Origin of the sequence: Gordonibacter pamelaeae (assembly GCF_003340385.1) — a bacterium.
Lineage (GTDB): Bacteria > Actinomycetota > Coriobacteriia > Coriobacteriales > Eggerthellaceae > Gordonibacter > Gordonibacter pamelaeae.
This window is the reverse complement of record NZ_PPTS01000006.1, coordinates 160,765-183,399: the sequence shown is the minus strand read 5'-3', so window position 1 is coordinate 183,399 and position 22,635 is coordinate 160,765. Positions and strand designations below refer to the sequence as shown.

The 22,635-nt window shown below is 67.0% G+C and carries 23 protein-coding genes; 21 read left to right on the top strand and 2 right to left on the bottom strand.

From position 1 onward, the window contains the following. Positions 1 to 2: 2 nt before the first annotated feature. From C1877_RS10665 to C1877_RS10655, 3 genes are all read left to right on the top strand, one after another. The gene (locus C1877_RS10665) at positions 3 to 377 is read left to right on the top strand and encodes a hypothetical protein (RefSeq protein WP_114569142.1); all 375 of its coding nucleotides are present in this window, start codon (positions 3 to 5) and stop codon (positions 375 to 377) included. Positions 378 to 476: 99 nt separating this feature from the next. Next, on the top strand, positions 477 to 1,343 hold the full coding sequence (locus C1877_RS10660; protein ID WP_015539523.1) for a hypothetical protein: 867 nt from the start codon (positions 477 to 479) through the stop codon (positions 1,341 to 1,343). A 24-nt stretch (positions 1,344 to 1,367) separates the two neighbouring features. Further along, complete coding sequence (locus tag C1877_RS10655) at positions 1,368 to 1,835, top strand: hypothetical protein (protein WP_049784068.1); 468 nt, start codon at positions 1,368 to 1,370, stop codon at positions 1,833 to 1,835. Positions 1,836 to 1,913: 78 nt separating this feature from the next. On the opposite strand, the gene C1877_RS10650 is transcribed toward C1877_RS10655, so the two are convergent. After that, positions 1,914 to 2,567: a precorrin-2 dehydrogenase/sirohydrochlorin ferrochelatase family protein gene (locus C1877_RS10650; protein ID WP_015539524.1), complete on the bottom strand. Its 654-nt coding sequence runs from the start codon at positions 2,565 to 2,567 to the stop codon at positions 1,914 to 1,916. A 105-nt stretch (positions 2,568 to 2,672) separates the two neighbouring features. On the opposite strand from C1877_RS10650, the gene C1877_RS15500 reads away from it, so the two are divergent. The 10 genes from C1877_RS15500 to hisS all read left to right on the top strand — a co-directional run bounded on the left by C1877_RS15500 (position 2,673) and on the right by hisS (position 12,084). Then, positions 2,673 to 3,068: a hypothetical protein gene (locus C1877_RS15500; protein WP_220149913.1), complete on the top strand. Its 396-nt coding sequence runs from the start codon at positions 2,673 to 2,675 to the stop codon at positions 3,066 to 3,068. A gap of 9 nt (positions 3,069 to 3,077) precedes the next feature. Then, the gene (locus C1877_RS10640; RefSeq protein ID WP_114569141.1) at positions 3,078 to 3,590 is read left to right on the top strand and encodes a hypothetical protein; all 513 of its coding nucleotides are present in this window, start codon (positions 3,078 to 3,080) and stop codon (positions 3,588 to 3,590) included. After that, the gene (gene dsrM, locus C1877_RS10635) at positions 3,587 to 4,576 is read left to right on the top strand and encodes a sulfate reduction electron transfer complex DsrMKJOP subunit DsrM (protein ID WP_114569140.1); all 990 of its coding nucleotides are present in this window, start codon (positions 3,587 to 3,589) and stop codon (positions 4,574 to 4,576) included. The genes C1877_RS10640 and dsrM overlap by 4 nt, the downstream gene beginning before the upstream one ends. A 5-nt stretch (positions 4,577 to 4,581) precedes the next feature. Next, on the top strand, positions 4,582 to 6,246 hold the full coding sequence (dsrK, locus tag C1877_RS10630) for a sulfate reduction electron transfer complex DsrMKJOP subunit DsrK (RefSeq protein ID WP_015539528.1): 1,665 nt from the start codon (positions 4,582 to 4,584) through the stop codon (positions 6,244 to 6,246). Next, positions 6,239 to 6,628: a sulfate reduction electron transfer complex DsrMKJOP subunit DsrJ gene (gene dsrJ / locus C1877_RS10625; protein ID WP_015539529.1), complete on the top strand. Its 390-nt coding sequence runs from the start codon at positions 6,239 to 6,241 to the stop codon at positions 6,626 to 6,628. Before dsrK ends, dsrJ begins: the two co-directional genes overlap by 8 nt. Positions 6,629 to 6,683: 55 nt before the next feature. Continuing rightward, entirely contained in the window at positions 6,684 to 7,460 is a 777-nt protein-coding gene (gene dsrO, locus C1877_RS10620) for a sulfate reduction electron transfer complex DsrMKJOP subunit DsrO (RefSeq protein ID WP_015539530.1), read from the top strand. Next, a complete protein-coding gene (gene dsrP, locus C1877_RS10615; protein WP_114569139.1) occupies positions 7,453 to 8,718 on the top strand; it encodes a sulfate reduction electron transfer complex DsrMKJOP subunit DsrP in 1,266 nt (421 codons plus the stop codon). The genes dsrO and dsrP overlap by 8 nt, the downstream gene beginning before the upstream one ends. A 73-nt stretch (positions 8,719 to 8,791) precedes the next feature. Beyond that, positions 8,792 to 9,106, top strand: coding sequence for a TusE/DsrC/DsvC family sulfur relay protein (locus tag C1877_RS10610; protein ID WP_015539531.1), 315 nt, complete (start codon positions 8,792 to 8,794; stop codon positions 9,104 to 9,106). A gap of 53 nt (positions 9,107 to 9,159) precedes the next feature. Continuing rightward, complete coding sequence (locus C1877_RS10605; protein ID WP_114569138.1) at positions 9,160 to 10,587, top strand: cobyrinic acid a,c-diamide synthase CobB; 1,428 nt, start codon at positions 9,160 to 9,162, stop codon at positions 10,585 to 10,587. 135 nt (positions 10,588 to 10,722) lie between these two features. Then, on the top strand, positions 10,723 to 12,084 hold the full coding sequence (hisS, locus tag C1877_RS10600; RefSeq protein WP_114569137.1) for a histidine--tRNA ligase: 1,362 nt from the start codon (positions 10,723 to 10,725) through the stop codon (positions 12,082 to 12,084). A gap of 67 nt (positions 12,085 to 12,151) precedes the next feature. Here hisS and C1877_RS10595 read toward each other — a convergent pair whose 3' ends face one another. After that, the gene (locus tag C1877_RS10595) at positions 12,152 to 13,114 is read right to left on the bottom strand and encodes a D-2-hydroxyacid dehydrogenase (RefSeq protein ID WP_114569136.1); all 963 of its coding nucleotides are present in this window, start codon (positions 13,112 to 13,114) and stop codon (positions 12,152 to 12,154) included. A 1,151-nt stretch (positions 13,115 to 14,265) separates the two neighbouring features. Between C1877_RS10595 and C1877_RS10590 the strand changes: the two genes are divergently transcribed. The 8 genes from C1877_RS10590 (at position 14,266) to C1877_RS10555 (ending at position 22,561) form a co-directional block, all read left to right on the top strand. Continuing rightward, positions 14,266 to 15,222, top strand: a complete 957-nt coding sequence (locus C1877_RS10590; protein ID WP_244909849.1) for a homocysteine S-methyltransferase family protein — start codon at positions 14,266 to 14,268, stop codon at positions 15,220 to 15,222. A gap of 4 nt (positions 15,223 to 15,226) precedes the next feature. Next, positions 15,227 to 15,496 carry a hypothetical protein gene (locus tag C1877_RS10585; protein WP_015539533.1) on the top strand — a complete coding sequence of 90 codons (270 nt, stop codon included), beginning with the start codon at positions 15,227 to 15,229 and terminating at the stop codon, positions 15,494 to 15,496. 273 nt (positions 15,497 to 15,769) lie between these two features. Next, complete coding sequence (locus C1877_RS10580) at positions 15,770 to 18,121, top strand: anaerobic ribonucleoside triphosphate reductase (RefSeq protein ID WP_015539534.1); 2,352 nt, start codon at positions 15,770 to 15,772, stop codon at positions 18,119 to 18,121. Between the two features lie 177 nt (positions 18,122 to 18,298). Beyond that, positions 18,299 to 18,844, top strand: a complete 546-nt coding sequence (gene nrdG / locus C1877_RS10575; protein WP_015539535.1) for an anaerobic ribonucleoside-triphosphate reductase activating protein — start codon at positions 18,299 to 18,301, stop codon at positions 18,842 to 18,844. 83 nt (positions 18,845 to 18,927) lie between these two features. After that, positions 18,928 to 19,497, top strand: coding sequence for a helix-turn-helix domain-containing protein (locus tag C1877_RS10570; RefSeq protein WP_114569135.1), 570 nt, complete (start codon positions 18,928 to 18,930; stop codon positions 19,495 to 19,497). Beyond that, positions 19,494 to 20,291, top strand: a complete 798-nt coding sequence (locus C1877_RS10565) for a zeta toxin family protein (RefSeq protein ID WP_015539537.1) — start codon at positions 19,494 to 19,496, stop codon at positions 20,289 to 20,291. The genes C1877_RS10570 and C1877_RS10565 overlap by 4 nt, the downstream gene beginning before the upstream one ends. A gap of 222 nt (positions 20,292 to 20,513) precedes the next feature. Further along, positions 20,514 to 21,479, top strand: a complete 966-nt coding sequence (locus C1877_RS10560) for a mechanosensitive ion channel family protein (protein ID WP_114569134.1) — start codon at positions 20,514 to 20,516, stop codon at positions 21,477 to 21,479. Then, a complete protein-coding gene (locus C1877_RS10555; protein WP_181813837.1) occupies positions 21,476 to 22,561 on the top strand; it encodes a DUF2804 domain-containing protein in 1,086 nt (361 codons plus the stop codon). The genes C1877_RS10560 and C1877_RS10555 overlap by 4 nt, the downstream gene beginning before the upstream one ends. The last annotated feature ends 74 nt before the right edge of the window (positions 22,562 to 22,635 follow it).

Sequence of the window (22,635 nt, the reverse complement as noted above, 5' to 3'; positions counted from 1 at the left end):
CAATGGACGAGCCAACCGTAGTCAAGCATACCTGCATTCAAAGCGCCTGCTTCTTCCTCCCGTTCTTCGAGGCGGGGGAGTGGCGCCGGAGGGGGAAATCGCCTTGGAAGTCCGTCAAGAAGATCGAGGCGACTCCGGATGCGATTCGCGAGCTCGCGGCCTACACGAACCGGTGCATGTCGCACAGCGCGGCCGTCATGGAGTTTTTGCTCAGCATCCATGACGACTGGGAGATCACCGTCAAGAAGGACGGGGTGTGGATGGAGACGGAGACGATGATCTACGAGGACATCCTGCCCCGGCTCGAAGAGGCGGGGATCAGCGAGAACGACTACGCGTTCTACAGCGAGTACACGCGCAAATGGGGCATGATCTAGCCCCGGAGGTTCATGCTTGAAGCCGCAGGCGGTCTCGCTAAAACGGGGCTGCCTGCGGTTTTTTCACCGCAGGGGCGACGCGAGGGGAAAGGGGTCAAGATGAGAGCTTACGAGCGTATCGTGGAGGTGCTCGGCGACGAGGCCGACGCGGAGTCGCGCGAATGGGTGCGTCGCAAATACACCATCAGAGTGCGCGTCGCGGGGGTTGCCGCCTTCGCGCTGTTCGTGATGATCATGGGAATGTCGGGCACCCCCTGGTTCGCCATCAGCACGTTCATCCTTCTGCCGCTCATGATCGTCGCGGTTTTCTTCGGGGTGTTCATGAGGGGCTCGGTGAACAAGGGGCTCACGCGCCTCATCGACGACGACTGCGACCCGCTCCTGTGCGCTCGTCGGACGCTTGCCCTGCTCGAGAAGGACAAGAAGAACGCCGACCCGCGCAGCGGGCTGTTCAGCTATGCTTACGCCCTGCGATGGCAGGGCAAATGGAACGAGGCGGCCAAGCTCATGCGGGCTCTGGAGGACGACGCCGACCCCCAGGGACAGTTCCTCTACCACAACCTTCTGGCGTACTGTGCGTGGGACAAGCGCGACCTCAAGGGCCTCACTGCCGAGGTCAAGGCTTTGAAGGAGCTGCCCGCCGAGGGGCTGTCGAAGGACGCTGCTTCCCACATTGCCGAGCACGTGGCCCTGCGCGATATGCTGTCAAAGGAGCTCAACGGGAAGCCGTCCAAGGCGGCGGCCGGGTACCTCCAGGTTGCCGATGACCCCAAGGCCCTTCCCGCGCATCGCGTGCTGTTCTCGCTGAAGGCGGCGGGCTGCCTGGCCGATCCTGCCGAGCGGCATGCGCGCCTTGCCTACGTGGCGGAGCATGGCGGTACCACCTGGTGCATGGCGGAAGCGAGGAAGCGGCTGGAGAAGGAGTCCCGCAAGGGCCTCGGTGCCCCTGCGGGCACGGCGTCCTAGGCGGGCACGAGGGAAGGGTGCAACGTGTCCGACATCACGAAAAGCGGGGTGCGGGCGCTTGTCGAGGCCGGTGACGAGACGGCTATCCTGGCGCTGTTCGACGAGGACCCGCATCGGGTGCAGCGCTTCCTCAAGCGGCTGGCCTGCGCGCCCGACGCGGCGCACCACGCGCGCACCGTCGCGTGCTTCCGCATGCTCTCGCGCGAGCGGTCGGCGGGTATGCCCGAGTTCTTCCGGGAGACCATCCGGCGCAGCCTGTGGGAGATGAACGAGGAGGGCGGCAACGTGGCGTGGTCGGCGCCGGAAATCGCCGCCGCCGTGGTGGCCGGCGCGCCCGAGCGCTACGGCCGGTTCGCCTCGTACCTGATCATGGCCGCTCTCGACGAGCCCACGTTCCACCCGAGCCTGCTCGCCGCCGCCGACCTCTTGGCCGCCGCCGACCCCGCGCTGGTGGAGGAGTTCCTGCCCCAGCTGGAGTCCCTGCGCCGCTGAGCCGGCGGGCGTGCTTTTATAAACGGCGGAACTCGTTACACGAATGCAAGGAAACTTGAACCGACCGAAGGTCCGTCTCTACAGGGTTGCGCAGGCGGTCCGCTCGGCTTCCAGCAGCTCTTCTAGGAGGCGCTCGGCGGCCTCTTCGTCGGCGGCTTGCACGAGGCGCTGGACGCGGCCGTCGGTGGCCTGCTGCCAGAAGCGGAGGCGGGCGGGCTCGTCGGGCAGGGCGGCGATGGCGCGCGGGCGCCAGGCGGCCAGCAGGTCGAGGTAGGTCTCGAAGCCCGCGGGGATGCGCTCCTCCAGCTCCCTGCGCAGCCGGCGCGCTGTGAGCGGGCTCGCGCCCTCGGTGGACACGGCGATGGACAGCTTGCCCCGGCGCAGCACCGAGGGGAGGAAGAACGTGCAGAGCTCCGGCCGGTCGGCCACGTTCACCATGAGATGCGCCCCCGACGCGTCGCGGTAGGCCCGCGCGTTCACATCCTCGTCGTCGGTGGCCACGAACACGATGTCGGCGCCGCTCAGATCGGCAGCGTCGTAGGCCTTGGCGCGCCAGGCGCACCGGCCCGCGTCGGCGAGCGCGCGCAGGGCTTCCGTGACCTCGGGCGCGACGACGGTGACGTGCGCTCCGGCGGGCAGCAACCCTTCGACCTTCCGGGTGGCGACGGCGCCTCCGCCCACGACGAGCGCGGCGCGGTCCTGCAGGACGAGCGAGACGGGATACGTTGGCATGGCGCCCCTTTCCCCAAGGCATGGGCGGGCTCGGCGCCCGCGCCTGCCATTGTAGCGCACACGGTGGCGGGCGGCTGCCGAAACGCGGGACAAAAAGCGTCAAAAATGATGGTTGAACAGGGGTTGAAGGTGGTCATCGCGTTTCGTAATGCCTTGATGAAAACCTTTTATTTTACAGGTGGCGAACAGGATGATTTACTGGTAGCTGCGTGGGGAAGGGCAACGGGTTCGGTCCGGTATGCCTTTCTTGGCACGCGCCCTATCGAGGAGGAGGCTCGTATGCAAAAAGGTGCTGCAGATCCTGCCATCAAGCAAAAAGTTCTCGATTACCTTGACACGGTGGAGAAGGCGAAGAGCAAGGAGATAGCCAAGGCGATCTCCGAGGAGAAATCCGCCGTCGACCTGGCTGTCAAGGAGCTTGCGTTCGAGGACAAGGTCGAATACCTCTACATCACCACCACGTTCGTCGCCCTGAAGGGCAAAGTCGCCCCTCCCGAATAAGACGCGCTCATGGGCACGGTCTACGGGGAGATCGACGCGAGGAGAAGTTCCCTATTCAAGGCTTGGAGGGCGTGTTTCGACGGCGGGTCCGCATCCGCCTTCCCCGTTGCAGCGGGGAAGGCGGGCCGGTTCTCCAATCCCGCCGCCTATCTTGCCGACGAGTGCGCGAGCGACGTGCTCGCCTGGTTGGCAGGCGCAGGGGGAGAGGCGGACATTCCCGCCTCGGTGGCCGACTGGTGCCGCCTGCGAGCCGTCCAGGAGACGGACCAGGCGCATGCGTTGCGCCCTCTTCTCGATCTGAAGCAGGTTGTCCGCGATGCCGTGGGCGCCGCAGCCGGCGACGGCGAGCTCGCCTTGGTGGACGAGCGCATCGACGCCTTGGGGCGCTACGCGTCCGACCGGTACGTCGAATCTCGGGAGAAGCTGAACCAGATCAGGTTGGACGAGATGCAGAGAGGTGAGGGTCTCATGAACAGAAGGCTGGCCCGCGATAGGGCCCGGCGCGAGGGGGACGCGGTATGAGGATCGTCGGCCCCCTGATCTTGACGTTGGCCCTTGCCGCCGTGGCCTGGGTGGGCACGCAGTATGCGGGCCTCTACGCCGTGTTCGGCATCGTCGTTCCCTACCTCGCCCTGGCGAGCTTCGTGGGCGGGTTCGTGTTCCGCCTCGTGAAGTGGGGGAAGTCGGCCGTGCCGTTCCGCATCCCCACCACCTGCGGCCAGCAGAAGTCGCTGCCGTGGGTCAAGCAGAACAAGATAGAGAACCCCTCGTCCTTCGCGGGCGTCGTGGGCCGCATGCTGCTCGAGGTGCTGGTGTTCCGGTCGCTGTTCCGCAACACGAAGACCGAGAAGCAGGGCGAGGCCCTCGGCGTGGGATCGGCGAAGTGGCTGTGGCTGGGCGCGCTCGTGTTCCACTGGTCCATGCTGATCATCGTGCTGCGCCACCTGCGCTTCTTCCTGGAGCCGGTACCGGGCGCCATCATGGCCCTCGAAGGCGCCGACGCGTTCTTCCAGATTGGGCTGCCGGCGCTCTACCTCACCGACCTCTTGATCGTCAGCGCGCTCACGTTCCTGTTCGTCCGGCGCGTCGTGATCCCCCGCGTGCGCTACCTGTCGTTGCCGAACGACTTCTTCCCGCTGTTCCTGCTGCTGGGCGTGGTCATAGCCGGCATCGTGATGCGCTACTTCTTCCGCGTAGACATCGAGGGGGTCAAGGAGGTGGCCATGGGGCTGGTGACGCTGCACCCCGTGGTGGTGGCCGGCATAGGCCCCATCTTCTACGTGCACCTGTTCCTGGCGAGTGTGCTCATCGGGTACTTCCCGTGGAGCAAGCTCATGCACGCCGGCGGCATCGTGCTGTCGCCCACGCGCAACCAGGCCAACGACAGCCGCGCGGTGCGCCACGTGAACCCGTGGAACCCCGACCTGCCCGTGCACACGTACGCCGAATACGAAGACGAGTTCAAGGACAAGCTGGTCAAGGCCGGGTTGCCGCTGGATGCGGAGTGAGGGCGATGGCGAAACTACCGAAACAAGACGAGCTTCTGGACTTTTCCTTCGACGTGCCCAAGACGGGCTGGATGCACACGCCCACCGAGTTCAAGGAGGGCATGTACTGCTACGGCACGAAGCCGAAGAACCTCGAGGTCGTGGGCATGCCGAACGGCCACGACTGGTCGCCGGCCGACGAGGACTGGCACCTGCCGGAGGGCTGGAAGGACATCGTCCTGAACGGCATGGAAGACCTCATGAAGAAGTACCGCTCGTTCAAGCTGTACATGGACGTGTGCGTGCGCTGCGGCGCCTGCGCCGACAAGTGCCACTTCTACCAGGGCACGGGCGACCCCAAGAACATGCCGGTGGTGCGCGCGGAGCTGCTGCGCTCGGTGTACCGCCGCTACTTCACCACGTCCGGCAAGCTGCTCGGCGAGCTGGTGGGCGCACGCGACCTCACCGAGGACGTCATCAAGGAGTGGCACTACTACTTCTACCAGTGCACGGAATGCCGCCGCTGCTCGGTGTTCTGCCCCTACGGCATCGACCAGGCCGAGATCACCCTCATGGGCCGCGAGCTGCTGAACCTGCTGGGCCTGAACACCGAGTGGATAGCCGGGCCGGTTGCCAACTGCTACATGAAGGGCAACCACGTGGGCCTCGAGCCCCAGACCATCATGAGCAACATAGAGTTCCTCATGGAGGACCTGCAGGACATCACCGGCAAGGCCATCAACCCGTCGTTCAACCGCAAGGGCGCCGAGATTCTGTTCGTGGTGCCGTCGGGCGACTTGTACGCCGAGCCCGGCACGTACACGTTCATGGGCTACATGCTGCTGTTCGAGCAGCTGGGGCTGGACTACACGCTGTCCACGTACGCCTCGGAGGGCGGCAACTTCGGCTTCTTCACGGCCAACGACATGGCCAAGCGCCTGAACGCGAAGATGTACGCCGAGGCGAAGCGCCTGGGCGTGAAGTGGATACTGGGCGGCGAGTGCGGCCACATGTGGCGCCTGGTGAACCAGTACATGGACACGTGGAACGGCCCGGCGGACTTCCTGGAGGTTCCCGTGTCGCCCATCACCGGCACGCGGTTCGAGAACGCGGCCTCCACGAAGATGGTGCACATCACCGAGTTCACGGCCGACCTGCTGTACCACGACAAGATCAAGGTTGACCCGAGCCGCAACGACCATCTGGTGGTTACGTACCACGACTCGTGCAACACCTCGCGCGCCATGGGCCTTTTGGAGGAGCCGCGCTACATCATCAACAAGGTGTGCAACCACTTCCACGAGATGCCCGAGGAGACCATCCGTGAGAAGACGCTGTGCTGCGGCAGCGGATCGGGCCTGAACGCGGGCGAGAACATGGAACTGCGCATGCGCGGCGGCTTCCCGCGCGCGAACGCCGTGCGCCACGTGCGCGACAAGTACGGCGTGAACACGCTCGCGAACATCTGCGCGCTCGACCGCGCGTCGTTCCCGGCCCTCATGGACTACTGGGTGCCCGGGACGAAGGTCATGGGCGTGCACGAGCTGGTGGGCAACGCGCTCGTGCTGGACGGCGAGGGCGAGCGTACGCTCGACCTGCGCCTGGAGGAGCTGCCGAAGAAGCCCGCGCCGGCGTCTGCAGGGGACGCGGGGGCGACGAGCGACGGGGAAGGCGGGACGGACCATGTATAAGGGAGGAAGGATCATCGCCTTCGCGGCGCTGTTCTGCTTGGCGGTGCTGTCGCCGTTCATCGTGAACCTGGCCAACGCCGCGCCGGCCCCCGAGACGAGCCTCGACACGCCCGCCATCAACGCGCAGCAGACGAAGGAGTGCGTGGCGTCGACGGAGTACATGAAGGACAACCACATGCAGCTGCTCGACGAGTGGCGCAACGACGTGGTGCGCGACGGCTCGCGCGAGTACGAGAGCGCATCGGGGCAGGTGTACGAGAAGAGCCTGGACGGCACCTGCCTGGAATGCCACTCGAACCGCGAGGAGTTCTGCGATTCCTGCCACGACTACGCGTCGGTCGATCCGTACTGCTGGGACTGCCACGACGGCGAAGCGTCATGAGGCACAGGCGGCCAAGGCGTTTCACGGGGGCGATGAGAGGAGCCGGGTACCGGTCATGAAGAGACGTGATTTTCTGATAGCGGGAGCTGCGCTCGGCGTTGCCGGCCTGGGCTGCCTGGGCGGCTGCAGCTCGTACACCGGCTCGGCCCGGGTGTCCGGCGGCGGCGTTGCCGGCCGCCATTGGGGGTTCGTGGTCGACGTGGAGCGGTTCAACCGCGAGGCCGACATGGGCAAGATCCAGGCGGCGTGCCACCACGCCCACAACGTTCCCGACATCGGCGACCCGAAAGAGGAGGTCAAGTGGATATGGGGTGAGCCTTTCGAGGCCAGCTTCGCCGACATCCACTCCGAGCACCCCTCCCGCGAGCTCGAGGAAGCCACCGTGCCGGTGCTCTGCAACCACTGCGAGGAGCCGCCGTGCGTGCGCGTGTGCCCCACGAAGGCCACGTTCAAGCGCGACGACGGCATCGTGGAGATGGACTACCACCGCTGCATCGGCTGCCGGTTCTGCATGGCGGCCTGCCCTTATGGCGCGCGCAGCCTGAACTTCCGCGATCCGGGGCCGTACCTCGACGAGGTCGATCCCTCCTATCCCACGCGCACGAAGGGCGTGGTGGAGAAGTGCATGATGTGCGCGGACCGCATCGACGCGGGCGAGCTGCCGCTGTGCGTTGAGGCGTCGAACGGCACCATCCTGTTCGGCGACCTGAACGATCCGGATTCCGACGTGCGGCGGGCGCTCGACGAATCGTTCGCCGTGAGAAGGCGCACGTCGCTCGGCACCGGCCCGAGCGTCTACTACATGATAAAGGGAGGCGAGGCGCATGCTTGAGAAGGCTTTGCGCGGCTCCAAGGGCTATTATGCCTGGGTCGGCATCCTGTTGCTGGGCATCGTCGCGGGCGTGGCCGCCTACGCGAACCAGCTGGCGAACGGCCTCACGCTCACCGGCATGAGCCGCGACGTGTCATGGGGCCTCTACATCTCCCAGTTCGTGTTCCTGGTGGGCGTGGCGGCCTCGGGCGTCATGGTGGCCATCCCGTACTACCTGCACCATTTCAAGACCTACGCGAAGATCGTCGTCATCGGCGAGTTCATGGCGGTGGCGGCCGTGCTCACGGCCGTGCTGTTCATCGTGGTGGACCTGGGCCAGCCCATGCGCGTGCTGAACGTGATCCTGTTCCCCACGCCGAACTCTATCCTGTTCTGGGATATGTGCGTGCTCTCTTCGTACCTGGTGGTGAACCTGGTTATCGGGTGGACGGTGCTCGGCGCCGAGAAGAAGGGCTTCCCGCCGCCCCGGTGGACGCACGTGCTCAGCATCATCGCCATCCCGCTGGCCATCGGCATCCACACGGTCACGGCGTTTCTGATCTCCGGATTGGCGGGGCGCGAGTACTGGCTCACGGCCATCATGGCCGCGCGCTTCCTGGCTTCCGCGTTCGCGGCGGGGCCGGCGCTGCTCATCGTGCTGTGCCTCGTGCTGCGCAAAACCGCGCGGTTCAACGTGACGGACAAGGCCATCGACTCGCTGGCGAAGACGGTGTGCTACGCCATGATCGCCAACGTGTTCTTCTTCGTGCTCGAGGTGTTCACGGCTTTCTACAGCAACATGCCCGGGCACAAGGCGCCCATCGAGTACCTGTTCTTCGGCTTGGACGGCCATGCGCAGCTCGTGCCTGTCATGTGGCTGGCCGCCGTGCTGGCCATCGGGGGCATCCTGCTCCTGCTCGTTCCCAAGCTGCGGCGCTCCCACAAGGTGCTCGTGCCGGCGCTCGCGGCGGTGTTCTTCGCCTGCCTGATAGACAAGGGGCTGGGCCTCGTGCTGGGCGGCTTCGTGCCGAACTCGTTCGAGCAGGTGGTGGAGTATATCCCCAATCCGAACGAGCTCCTGGTCATCGTGGGCGTGTACAGCATCGGGGCGCTTGCGCTCACCGTGCTGTGCAAGGTGGCCGTGGGCGTGCGCGCCGAGAACGGCGACCTCGCCCCGGTGCCGGCGTCGCCCGAGGGCGCGGGCGCGGAGGCGGGCGACGGCCGCGCGGAAGGCGGCGTTGCGGTGGGCGGTGCCCTGGAGGAGCCGGCCGCCTCGTAGAGACAAGCATCGGCCGGCGGAGCAGTCCGTCGGCTGGTCATAGATGATGCACGACGATCAAAGGAGGATAGCTATGGCTGAGTTGGTGGTTGGAGATCGCACGCTCGCGCTCGACGAGGACGGATTCCTCGAGGACGCCAGCCTGTGGGACGAAGAGGTTGCGGAGAAGCTCGCCGAGACCGAGGACGTGGTGCTGACCGACGAGCATTGGGAGGTCATCAACTACCTGCGCGGGTACTACGCCGAGTTCGGCGTGGCCCCCATGGTGCGCAAGATGCTGAGGGACACCGGCAAGTCCAACGCCGAGATCTACGAGCTGTTCCCCAGCGGTCCCGGCAAGGGAGCCTGCAAGATCGCCGGCCTGCTGAAGCCGACCGGCTGCGTGTAGGCCTTCGCGTCCGGGCGCGCTGGAGGGAGGCGCGCCCGGGCCAAGGATGCCTTATGGGCGCTATCGAAACGACAGGCCCGGCCATGCCCCGGGTCATGGTTGCCGCACCCCACGGCAGGAGCGGCAAGACCGTCCTCACGCTGGGGCTGCTGCGCGCGCTGCGCCGGCAAGGGTGCGCCGTCCAGCCTTTCAAGAAGGGCGCCGACTTCATCGACCCCGGCTGGCACACGGTGGCGGCTGGCAGGACGAGCCGCAACCTCGACCGCTACTTCATGGAGCCCGACCAGATCCGCGCCGTGGTGCGCGAGGCTTCGGCGGGCGCCGATGCATGCGTGATCGAAGCCGCCATGGGCCTGTACGACGGGCTGGATGCCGAGGGCAGCACGTCGTCGGCCGAGATCGCGAAGATCACGGACACGCCGGTCATCCTCGTGCTGGACGTGACGCGCATGACGCGGACGGCGGGCGCCCTCGTGCTGGGATGCTGCGCGTTCGATCCGGACGTGCGCATAGCGGGGGTCATCTTGAACCGGGTGCGCGGGGCGCGGCAGCGCGGGCTGATCACGGAGGTGATCGAACGCACGTGCGGCATCCCCGTGGTGGGCGCGGTGCCGGCCGATGCGCGGCTCGACGTGCCCGACCGCCATCTGGGCCTCGTGACGAGCGGCGAGACGGACGGGCGGGAGCGCCTGCTGGACGGCATAGCCGACGTGGTGGAGGAGTGGGTGGACCTGGACGCCGTGCGGGCCGTCGCGGCGGGAGCGGGGGAGCTGCCGGGCGCGATGCCGGAGACGTTGCACGCGGACGACGCCGCGGAGGCGCCGGGCGCGCGGGCGACCATCGCCGTCGTGCGCGACGAGGTGTTCCCGTTCTACTATCCCGAGAACCTCGCCGCGCTCGAGCGCGCGGGCGCGCGGCTCGCGTTCGTGCGCAGCCTGGAGGACGACGCGCTGCCGCCGGATGCGGACGGGCTGTACGTGGGCGGCGGCTTTCCGGAGGTGTTCGCCGCGCAGCTGCACGCCAACGAGGGCCTGCGACGCAGCGTGCGCGAGCGCGCCGCGCACGGTCTGCCCGTGTACGCCGAGTGCGGGGGCCTCATGTTCCTGGGGCGGCGCCTGGTGTACCACGGCCAGGGCTACGACATGGCAGGCGTGCTGGGCCTGGACACGGTCGTGCAGGACCGGCAGACGGCGCACGGCTACGCCCGCGCCGTCGTCCGCGAGGATGCCGGCTGGCTCGAGCCCGGAGCGGTGCTCGTGGGCCACGAGCACCATCACTCGCAGGCGACGGACCTCGATCCTGCGCTGCGGTTCGCCTACGCGGTGGAGCGCGGCCGCGGCATCGTGCCCGGCTTCGACGGCGCGTGCACCGGCAACGTGGTGGCCGGCTACCTGCACGTGAACGCCCTTGCCTCGCCTATGTGGGCCCCCAGCTTCGTGCGGGCGGCCGAGCGTTACCGCGCGCGACGCAGCGCGCGATAACAACTTCGAAGCGGCTGCGCGGCAGGCCTCCCCCTGGGCCCCGCGCATGCCGCCACCGTTCCTTCTTCGTGCGCGGTCTCCGGATGCGCTACAATAGCGGGCAATCGAAACGCACGAGACGAAAAGGAACCCTCCATGGCGATACAATCCCCCGAAGGCACGCGCGACCTGCTTCCCGACGAGGCGAAGTTCTGGGCGCACTTCAAGGCCGTGGCTGCCGACATCTTCGGCCGCTACGGCTACCTGCCCATCGAGACGCCGCTGTTCGAGCAGACGGAGCTGTTCGTGCGCGGCATCGGCGAGGCCACCGACGTGGTGTCGAAGGAGATGTTCACCGCCATCTCGGGCCAGAACCTGCAGACGCTCCTGGACGGCGGCTCCATCAAGGCGAAGAGCCGCCTGTCGCTGCGCCCCGAGGGCACGGCCGGCGTCGTGCGCGCCGTGGTGCAGCACGATCTGGTGCCGCAGGGCGCGCAGCCGGCGAAGCTCATGTACGCGGGGCCGATGTTCCGCGCCGAGCGCCCGCAGAAGGGCCGCCAGCGCCAGTTCAACCAGGTGGGCATCGAGTGCCTGGGCGCGGAGGAGCCGAGCGTGGACGCCGAGGGCATCATCATGCTCATGCGCTTCTACGCGGCTATCGGCATCCCGGTGGAGTCCACGCGCCTGCTGGTGAACTCCATGGGCTGCGAGGCGTGCCGCCCGGCGTACCGCGAGGCCGTGCGCGCGTTCATGGCCGAGCATGCGGGCGAGCTCTGCGAGGAGTGCAACCGCCGCGCGGAGATCAACCCGCTACGCGCGTTCGACTGCAAGAACCCCGGCTGCGCCGCCGTCATGGAGGGCGCGCCGAAGATCACCGACCACCTGTGCGACGACTGCCGCGCGCACTACGAGGCCGTGAAGGCCTATCTGGACGGCGCGGGGCTCGCCTACGTGGAGGACTCGAAGCTCGTGCGCGGGCTGGACTACTACACGCGCACGGTGTTCGAGGTGCAGGTGACCGAGGGCATGGGCAGCCAGAACGCCATCGGCGGCGGCGGGCGCTACGACAAGCTGGCCCAAGAGGTGGGCGGCCGTCCCACGCCGGGCTTCGGCTGGGCGCTCGGCTACGAGCGCTGCGTGCTGGCGCTCGAGGCGGCGGGCCGCGCATTCCCTCCGGCCGCGCGCTGCGACTTCTTCGTGGCCTGCGTGGACGACTCGGTGCGGGCGGAGGCGTTCTCGCTCGTGCAGGCCATGCGCGACGCCGGGTTCGCCGGCGAGATGGACCACCAGCACCGCAGCCTCAAGAGCCAGTTCAAGCTGGCCGACAAGCTGGATGCTGCCCAGGTGGCCGTGCTCGGGCCCGACGAGCTGGCCGAGGGCAAGGTGAAGGTGCGCAACATGCAGACGCACGAGGAGCGCCTTGCAGACCTTGCGGCGACGAAGGCGCTGCTCGCCCGCCTGTCCGCCGAGCCCCAGGGCTTCGAGCCCCCGAGCATCGACGAGGTGTTCGGCGCGTAGCGAGGCCCGGCGCCCTGCGCGGGGAGCCGGCCCCCCCCGCGCGTTGCCCGGTGGTTCGCAAGCCGTCCTAGTCGACGACGTTCTGCGGGCGGCCGTCCACGAAGGCCCCCACGTTGGCGGCGACGGTGGCCAGCAGGCGCTCGCGGGCCTCGTGGGTGGCCCAGGCGATGTGGGGCGTGACGACGATGTTGGCGCCCTTCGCCTGGAGCAGGGGGTTGTCGGGGCGCATGGGCTCCACCGACACCACGTCGGCGCCGAAGCCGGCCAGCTTGCCCGAGCGCAGCGCGTCCACCACGGCCTGCTCGTCCACGAGGGAGCCGCGCGCGGTGTTCAGCAGGTAGGAGCCGTCCTTCATCTTGGCGAGCGCCGCGGCATCCATCATGTGCTCGGTCTCGGGCGTGGCCGGCACGTGCAGCGACACCACGTCGGCCGTGGCCAGCAGCTCGTCCAAGCCCGCTTGGCGCACGCCGTCGCCCTCCAGCTGCGGCTTGGGGGAGCGGTTCTCGAACACCACGGGCATGTCGAAGGCGCGGGCGATGCGGTCCACCGCCTGTCCGATGCTGCCCATGCCGACGATGCCCATCGTCTTCCCCGCCAGCTCCACGAGCGGCGTGCTCCAGAACGAGAAGTCCTTGGCGCGCGTCCAGTCGCCGTCCATGACCAGCCGGGAATGCTCGCCCACGTGCAGGCACAGCTCCAGCAGGAGCGCGAACGTCATCTGCGCCACGTCGGGCGTGGAGTAGGCCGGCACGTTCGACACCACGATGCCGCGTGCGCGCGCCGCATCGAGGTCGACCACGTTGTGGCCGGTGGACGTGAGCGCGATCATCTTGAGGCGCGGCGCCCAGCCGAGCGCCTCGGCGTCCCAGACCGTCTTGCTCGATACGGCGACGTCGACGTCGGCCATGCGCTGCGCCAGCTGGTCGCGCGGCGTGCGGTCGTACACGGTGACGGTGCCGTACGATTCGAGGGCGTCCCAGCTAAGGTCGCCGGGATTGTTCACATATCCTTCGAGAACCGCGATGTTCATGGGCGCTCCTTCCCGCAGATGCTCTGCTCGGCTTGCTCTGCCGGCGATTGTAGCACCGCGCGCCCGGCGCGGCCTTCCGGGCGCCGAAGCGATGCGATGCGGTAACGCGGGCGGGCGTCGGCTCCTCGGGGCGGGCGGGCAGGGAAGCGGGCGGCCTGAAAAAGATCGGCCCGGCGAGAGGGGAGCTCGCCGGGCCACAAGGAGGGGGATGTGCAGCGTTCTTGGACGCCGCTACTGCTTTGCAAGGGGTTACAAGCAGTGCAAGTTGAAAGGAGGGGAGCCTTTTCACTTGCTGGGATCAGTATATAAGTTGGCCTTGAAGAACATATGGGCTGCACGTGCGCGTTTTGTCGATTATCGCCCCGTTTGCGTTACGTTCTCGTTACCTGGCGGGAGCCGGTGGGCGGAGCCGGCTGCCGACCCGCATCGGCGGGGCCCGAGGGGAAGGCTTGGGAAAAGGATCGGCCCGGCGAGAGGGGAGCCCGCCGGGCCACAAGGAGGGGATGATGCGGTGCCTATTGGGCACCGACTCTGCTTTTAAGGGGTAAAGCAGATGCAAACTAAAAAGGAGGGGAGCCTTTCGTTTGCTGCCACCCAGTATAAAAGTTGACCTTGAAAAACATATGACGGAGGAGTGGCCGTTTTGTGAATTAGAGGGCTTGAAAGTAACAATTAGGTAAAGTCCGCCTTCCGCAGGCTCCGCGGCTACCCGCAAACGCTCCTGCCCGCATGCTGCCAAGGGGGGCGGTCAGAAAAAGATCGGCCCGGCGAGAGGGGAGCTCGCCGGGCCACAAGGAGGGGATGATGCGATGCTCTTGGGCATCGCTACTGCTTTGTAAGGGGTACAAGCAGTGCAAACTAAAAGGAGGGGAGCCTTTCGCTTGCAGGGCCCATTATAGAGGCAGGGGTTGAAAAACCTATGGTGCAGGCGTGTTCGTCTTGTGCAACGGCCGTGCACGGTCGGTGAATTGCAGGCCGGGGCTGCATGGCCGCCGCTCGCGGACGCGCGGCAACCGCTCGCGCGCACGGCGCCTGGCCGGTTGCCGTGCGGCTGTTTCGGCTCCTTCTGTCGAAGGGACGGGTTTTCCCGACATCCGCTGCGCGCGCCGCGTCGTTTCGGTATCATGGAGGAATCGAAGAAAGGAACCTCCATGCCCGATATCGCGCTGCGCTTCCACAAGGACATGCTCGTGCTGTCCGCCCCCCTCGCCGCCGTGCTCGCCCGCCAGGGCGTCGACGTGGCGCGCGACCTGGAGTACCTGAACCTCATCGAGCCGGAGGCCGTGCGCGACGCGCTGCGCCTGGAGTCCATCGCCGGCGCCCAGTGCCTCGTTGCCGGCACGGAGGGCATCGCGCCCGCCCGCCTGGCCCACCACGGCATGGAGGACCGCCTGGGAGACCTCGCCCGCGCGGCGCTCGGCATCGTGGAATCGCTCAAGCCCCAGCACGTGCTGGCGGAGGTGGGGCCGTGCGGGCTGCCGCTCGACGGCTCCAGCGCGGCGTCGCTCAACGAGAACCGCAGCCAGTACGCCCGCGCGGCGCGCGCGTTCGAGGGCGCGGCGCTCGACGCGTTCCTGCTGGGAGGGTTCGCGAGCCCCGTCGACCTCAAGTGCGCGCTCATGGGCATGCGGCAGGCCACCGACCTGCCCGTGTTCGCGGCCATCGACGTGGACGGCGAGGGCCGCGTTGCCGACGGCCGCACGACGGTCGAGGAGGCCGTGGCGCTCATGGGCGAGTTCGGCGCCTCCGTGGCGGGCATCACTACCGGCGCGCCCGCCGATCGGGCCGCGGCGCTCGTCGAGCGCGCCTGCGCTGCGACCGACCTGCCGGTGCTCGTGCAGCTGCGCGTGGCCGAGCACGCGCCGCGGCAGGGAGCCCCCACGCCCGAGAATCCCTACTACTGCCCCGACGTCATGGTCGATGCCGCGGCACGCCTGCGGGCGGCGGGCGCCCAGTTCCTGCGCGCCGTGGGCGACGCCACGCCGGCCTACACCGGCGCGCTGGCGGCGGCCACGGACGGCTTCGACGTCGTGGCGCCCCGCGGCGCCGACCCTGCCGAGGACGAGGCCGACCTGGCGACGCTGCTTTCCGCCGCGCGGGAGAGGTAGGCGCATGGCTTCTGGTTCCAACATCGAGCGCAGCCCGCACTACGGCGCCCTGCAGGACATGGTGGACGGCTTGTTCGCCGGCGCCTCGGCCGACGACACCGTGCGCCGGCTCGACGCGGTGATAGCCGCCGAGGCGGCCGACCTTCCCGACGACCTCATGGAGGTGGTCAGGCTGCTCCCCCCGGGGTCCTACACCCGCCAGCGCCTCTGCGACCAAGTCAACTCCGCCCTCGGCGGCCACGCCTGGGGCCAGGTGTACGGCACGGTGGAGTAGGGCCGCTCCTTCCCGCTCGGCCCCTCTGCTCCCGCATGCCCGCATTTCTGAAGTTCCTGTGATGCCCTTCGTGATTTTCGAATGGAAGTAGATTTGTAACATTTATCCCCCTTGTTTTCTCTCCCGCTCCCCGGTACTATATGTCCACGCTAAAGCGAGAACCAACCACAACATATTGTGGAAAAATGATTTAAAGGCAGTGGAAACTCGGGGTATAACCGCAGCATAACCACTGCTCGCAAAAGGAAAAACCGGCAGAGAGGAACAGCACGCATGGTCACCACCATCATCAAGCGCGACGGGCGCACGGCGGAATTCAACGAGGGCAAGATCGCCGAGGCGGTGGAGCGCGCGTTCCAGGCGTGCGGCGCCATGCAGGATCGCACGGCCGCCGAGGACATCGCGCGCAAGGTGGTGGAGAAGCTGGAAAGCGGCGCCATCGAGGGCGTGCCCACGGTGGAGGGCGTGCAGGACCTCGTGGAGGAGACGCTCATCGAGTCCGGCTTCGTGCAGACGGCCAAGTCCTACATCCTCTACCGCGCCGAGCGCAGCCGCGCCCGCGACGTGAACAGCCGCCTCATCCAGACGCTCAAGGACATCACGTTCTCCAAGGCCAGCGACTCGGACATGAAGCGCGAGAACGCCAACATCGACGCCGACACCGCCATGGGCACCATGCTCAAGTACGGCTCGGAGTCTGCCAAGCAGTTCTACGAGATGTGCGTTATCGACCCGAAGTTCGCGCGGGCGCATCGCGAGGGTGACATCCACATCCACGACATGGACTTCTACACGCTCACTACCACGTGCTGCCAGATCGAGCTGAAGAAGCTCTTCAAGGGCGGCTTCTCCACGGGCCACGGCGTGCTGCGCGAGCCGAACGACATCACGAGCTACGCGGCGCTCGCCTGCATCGCCATCCAGTCCAACCAGAATGACCAGCACGGCGGGCAGGCCATCTGCGACTTCGACTACGGCCTGGCCGAGGGTGTGAAGAAGACGTACCGCCGCCTGTACAAGAAGCACCTGGCCGAGGCGGTCGACCTCTTGGCTGACGGCGTGGTGGACGATGCCCGCGCGTTCGCTCAGGACACGCTCGCGGCCGTCGAGGAGCAGACGGGCCTCTGGGCCAGCCTCAAGAGGGACGAGGGCTTCGAGGTCGCCGTGCGGGAGGCGCTCGTCGCGGCCGGCGTGGACGAGGCGCTTGCGGACAAGGCGCTCGCCTACACGGCGAGGAACGCGCACGCCGACACCGACCGCGCCACGTTCCAGGCCATGGAGGCGCTCGTGCACAACCTGAACACCATGCACTCCCGCGCCGGCGCCCAGACGCCGTTCAGCTCCGTGAACTACGGCATGGACACGAGCCCGGAGGGCCGCATGGTGGTGAAGAACATGCTGCTGGCCACCGAGGGCGGCCTCGGCTCCGGTGAGACGCCCATCTTCCCCGTGCAGATCTTCCGCGTGAAGGAGGGCGTGAACTACAACCCCGAGGACCCGAACTACGACCTGTTCAAGCTGGCCATGCACTGCTCGGCGAAGCGCCTGTTCCCCAACTTCAGCTTCCTGGACGCGCCGTTCAACATCCAGTACTACCAGGGCACGCCGGAGACGGAGATCGCCTACATGGGCTGCCGCACGCGCGTCATGGGCAACGTGTACGACCCCGACCGCGAGGTCACGCCCGGGCGCGGCAACCTGTCGTTCACGTCCATCAACCTGCCGCGCCTGGCCATCCGCAGCAAGGGCGACCTCGACCTGTTCTTCGACCTGCTGGACGCGAAGCTGGCGCTCACGGTGGGGCAGCTCGACGAGCGCTTCGAGATACAGGCGCGCAAGAAGGTGTACAACGCGCCGTTCCTCATGGGCCAGGGAGTGTGGATCGACTCCGAGAAGCTGGCTCCCGGCGACGAGCAGCGTGAGGTGCTGAAGCACGGCACGCTGTCCGTGGGCTTCATCGGCCTGGCGGAGGCGCTCGTGGCGCTCACCGGCCAGCATCATGGCCAGTCGCAGGCGTCGCAGAACTTAGGGCTCGAGATCATCGGGCATATGCGCGGCTACCTGGACCGCCTGTCGGCCGAGCGCAAGATGAACTACGGCCTGATAGCCACGCCCGCCGAGGGCCTGTCCGGCCGCTTCGTGCGCATGGACCGCGCGCGCTACGGCTCCATCGCGGGCGTCACCGACCGCGACTACTACACGAACGGCTTCCACGTGCCGGTGTACTACGACATCAGCGCGTTCGACAAGATAGAGATCGAGGCGCCGTACCACGCGCTCACGAACGCGGGCCATATCTCCTACGTTGAGCTCGACGGCGACCCGTCCGAGAACCTGGAGGCGTTCGAGGCCGTCATCCGCCACATGAAGGACAGCGGCATCGGCTACGGCTCGGTGAACCACCCGGTGGACCGCGACCCGGTGTGCGGCTACAACGGCATCATCGGCGACGTGTGCCCCAAGTGCGGTCGCACCGAGGAGGAGCACGGCATGGCCTTCGAGCGCATCCGCCGCATCACCGGCTACCTGGTGGGCACCCTCGACCGCTTCAACGACGCCAAGCGCGCCGAGGAAGCCGACCGCGTGAAGCACTTTATTGCGTCGGCTGATCAGCCGTCGCAATAAGCCGACGCTGCGGCCGCCCGTGGTGCCCGATCTTCGCACGATCGCGGAGGCTCGCGTACCGAAGTACGCTTCGCCTCCGCGATCCCACGAATCTCGGGCACCACGGGCGGTCTCGCTGACTTACTACGCCAACCTGTTCGATTATTATGCGCCCTTCGGGCGCATGCGAGGCTACCCATGACTACTCCCACTATCATACGTCTTTTCGGCACGGCTCCCGACTCCATCGTCGACGGGCCGGGGCTGCGCTTCGCCGTGTTCGTGCAGGGGTGCACGCACGGCTGTCCCGGCTGCCACAATCCCGAGAGCCAGCCGCGCGCGGGTGGGGAGGTGCGCGCTATCGACGATCTTGTGGCCCATATCGCGGCCAACAAGCTGGCGCAGGGCGTGACCATCTCGGGCGGGGAGCCTTTTGAGCAAGCGGCCGCCTGCGCCGAGCTGGCGCGCCGCTGCCGGGCGCTCGGCCTGAACGTGTGGACGTATTCGGGCTACACCTACGAGCAGCTGGCCGCGGGCGTGCCCGACCCTGCGGCGCGCGACCTCCTCGCGCAGACCGACGTGCTGGTGGACGGCCCGTTCGTACAGGCGAAGCACTCCTTCGACCTCAAATGGCGCGGCTCCTCCAACCAGCGTCTCGTGGACGTGCCCGCCACGCAGCGGGAGGGCCGCATCGTGCTCTGGGAGCCGCGCGAGGTCGTGCCGCCGAAGCCCCCTTCCTGGTAAGCGCTTTATTCTCTCCTCCCTCTTGCACAACAGACCGATCATGTGATACTATCCTTTCTATCATTTGATAGAAAGGATAGGCTATGAGCGACGATATCACTCCTGATGAAATCAAGCGCATCCGCAAGAAGTACGGCTTGACGCAGCAGGCGTTCGCCCGGCTTCTCGGAATCGGCGAGGCCAGCATGGTGCGCTACGAGAACGGCCAGCCTCCCAGCAAGGCGAACGCGAACCTTATCCGCGCCGCTGCTCACAAGGAATTCATGCTCGAGTGCCTGGAACGCGACGGCGAGTCCATCCCGCCCGCGCAGCGCGAGAGCGCAGAGAAGGTCATATATGCGATGGTCGCGTTCGACGACAAGGGGGAGATCATGGATATCAACGAGATGTACATGCTCACGCTCGAGCAGGAAATCCTCAACGAGAAGGCCGCCGAGATCCTGGCGGAAGTGTCGCGGCTGTACCTTGAGGCTGAGAGCAAGGGCGACAAGGAGGGCATGCTGGTCTACGACGACGTCATGTCGCTGATCGCCGAGAGGAAGAGGCAGATCATCTACAAGGAGAACGATAGCTTCACGAAGCTCGCCGAGATCAGGGGAAGCATCGAAGGGCTGGAACGCTTGGCGAAGCGCGTTCATCGGAGGGCTGCATGAACCACAGGGACCTCGCCGGTTTTTCGTCCGCAGAATTTCTAAAGGCTTACGCGGGTGTTTTCAAAAAGCTCGTTGATGATCCCGACCTTTTTGCAGAGCGACAGCCGCGCGCGTTCCTCCTCGGTGGTCAAAGCGGTGCAGGCAAGACGAATCTTCACAAACTGCTGACGGATGAGCTGGGGAAGAATGCCATCGTCATCAATGGCGACGAGTACCGTTCGCGACATCCGCGCTTCGCCGAGCTGGACGCCCAGTACGGGCCCGAGGCGGTGGCGTATACCGCCGCATGGGCGGGACAGATGGTAGAGGCGCTGGTCAAGGCCCTGTCGTCCGCTCGCTACAACCTCGTCGTAGAAGGGACGCTGCGGACTTCTCAGGTGCCGCTGGACACGGCCGCGCTGCTTCGGGGCAAAGGCTACCGCGTGTCGCTGGCGCTCATGGCTGTCAAGCCCGAAATATCGCTCGTCAGCTGCCAAATCCGCTACGAGCTCATGCGCATGGCCGGAACGACGCCGCGTGCGACCGACCCCGCCCACCACAACAAGATCGTCGCCGACATCGTCCAAAACTTGGGCGTCTTGGAGAGCTCGGGGCTGTTCGACGAGATTCGGCTCTACTCGCGCGAAAGGGAGCAGCTGTACCCGGTTGAGGGGGATGCGCGCCGCGCCGCCGACGTGCTCGAGGCGGTGCTCTTCGGCCCGTGGACTCATACGGAAAGAGAGCACTACGAGTTCTTGGAGGCAAAGCTCGCCTCGCTGCAAGGAGGGGCTTCCCTCCCGTCGGATCGGTCGTAGGATCACGAGGGCGGGCGACGGGCCACGGGGCCGGCCGAAGGTGCACGAGGTTGGCCGGAGGGGGGCGCCGAGGCCGCCCGGAACCGCCCAGGGGTCCCCGGGGCTGCGCCGGGGTCGCCGGGGAGACGCACCGAGGTTTCCGCGGGTCGCCCTTGTGTCGTCCCGTACTTGGTAACACGCCCGTTAGGTTCGTTTCGCGGCATTCCGTGGTAGGATAAAAGCATGGAACAACTCGAACACTATATACAGGGCATCGTGCACGTCGATTGGCTGACCACGGCCTTGGCGGCTGCCGTCATCCTCGCGGTCACGGCCGTCTTCGCGCGCTTAACCGTTCGCTTCATGCGCAAGATGCTGCACTACAACGAGGAGAAGAACCTTCCCTCCAGCTCCATCTTCGTCAACATCGCCCGCGGCGCCGTATGGCTGCTGGGCGTGTGCATCATGCTGTCCACCTGCTATGGCGTGGACGTGAGCGCCGCCATCACCGCGCTCGGCATCGGCGGCATCGCCATCTCGCTCGGCTTCCAGGACACCATCGCGAACCTCATCGGCGGCTTGCAGGTCAGCCTGCTGCGCATCATCAAGCCCGGAGATAACATCGAGGTGGGCTCGTCATCCGGTGTGGTGAAGGACATCACCTGGCGCCACACCACCATCAGGAACAGCAAGGGGGAGGAAGTCATCATCCCCAACTCCATCATCAACAAGACGGCGCTCACGCACCTGCCGCCCACGAACCAGGTGAGCCTGCCCATCGTGGTGGTGACGCCCGGCGAGCACCTGAACGACGTGGCGGCCGCCATCGAGCACGAGGCCTCCGAGGCGGCGGGCGCGGTGGCCAAGCTGACGAAGGAGCCGAAGCTGTCCTTCTCGGCCATCACCGACGGCGGCTACGTGGGGTCCATCACGTTCAAGGTGGCCGACAGCCGCACGAGCGCGCGGGCGGGCGATGCCGTGCTGCGGGCCGTGGCGCCGCTCACGCGCGCCGGGGCGCCCGAGGCGGCTGGCAAGGTGCTCGAGGAGGCCCGGCAGGAGGCCGAGGAAGCCGAGGAGGCGTCGGAGGAGGCCGCTGCGAAGCCGAAGCCCAAGCCCGCGCTGAAAGCGAGCGGCAGGCAGGCCGCTCCCACGAGCCTGCGCAAGCGCATGGCGCGCATGTTCCGCACGAGCAAAGGGGGTCGATCGTGAACGAGAAACGCCTCGAGGGGCCGGGTCCGCTGCACCGCCTGGACGGCGCGCTCTCCGCATGCGGGTGGGCCACGCAGCTGGAGCTCGCCTACGACCGCACGCGCATCAAGGCGCCCGGATGGCGCATCAAGGAATGGGACTACTACCTGGTGAACGACGGCGCCTACGCGGTGGCGCTCACGCTGAGCGACTTAGGCTACCTCGGTCTCGTCTCGGCGTCGGTCATCGACTTCGCGCAGGCCGCCTACAAGACCACGAGCGTCATCACGCCCTTCCCGCTCGGACGCTTCCGCCTGCCTTCCACCTCGCGGGAAGGCATCTCGTCCTTTGAGAACGGACGCGTGTCCTTCCGCTTCGAGGCGGGGAACGGCGAGCGCCGACTCCACGCCCGCTTCGCACAGTTCGACGGCGACGATGACCTCGTGTTCGACGCCGTGCTCTCCGACGAGCCCGAGGACACCATGGTCATCGCCACGCCGTGGGCCGAGGACCCGCTCGCCTTCTACTACAACCAGAAGATCGTGGCCATGCGCGCCCGCGGCAGCTTCAAGAAGGGCCTGCTGGTGCACGGGTTCGCACCCGACGACTCGTTCGGCTTGCTGGATTGGGGCCGTGGCGTGTGGACGCGCGACAACACGTGGTTCTGGGGCGTGGCGCAGGGCTGGCAGGACGGGCAGGGTGGAGCCCGGCCGGGCTCGCACTGCTTCGGCCTGAACCTGGGCTACGGCTTCGGCGACACGTCGGCTGCCTCGGAGAACATGGCGTTCGTGGACGGCACGTGCCACAAGCTGCATCGCGTGGACTTCGGCGTGCCCGAGAAGCCCGCCGGTGCCGATGCCCGCAAGGTCGCCGACCGCTACGACCTGTTGGCTCCCTGGCACGTCACCGACGACGAGGGCCGCCTCGATTTGACGTTCACCCCGCTGCTCGACCGCGCGGACTGCATCAACGCCCTGGTCGTGCGCACCGACCAGCACCAGGTGTTCGGCACGTTCGACGGCACGGTGGTGCTCGACGACGGCACGCCCTTCCGCATCGCCGGCCTGCAAGGGTCGGCCGAGGTCGTGCACAACGTGTACTAGGGTGTGACAAGGGGACGGGGATAATGTCACGTTCCCCAATGAGACGCAAGGCCGCAAAGCGTCCAAGAACGTGA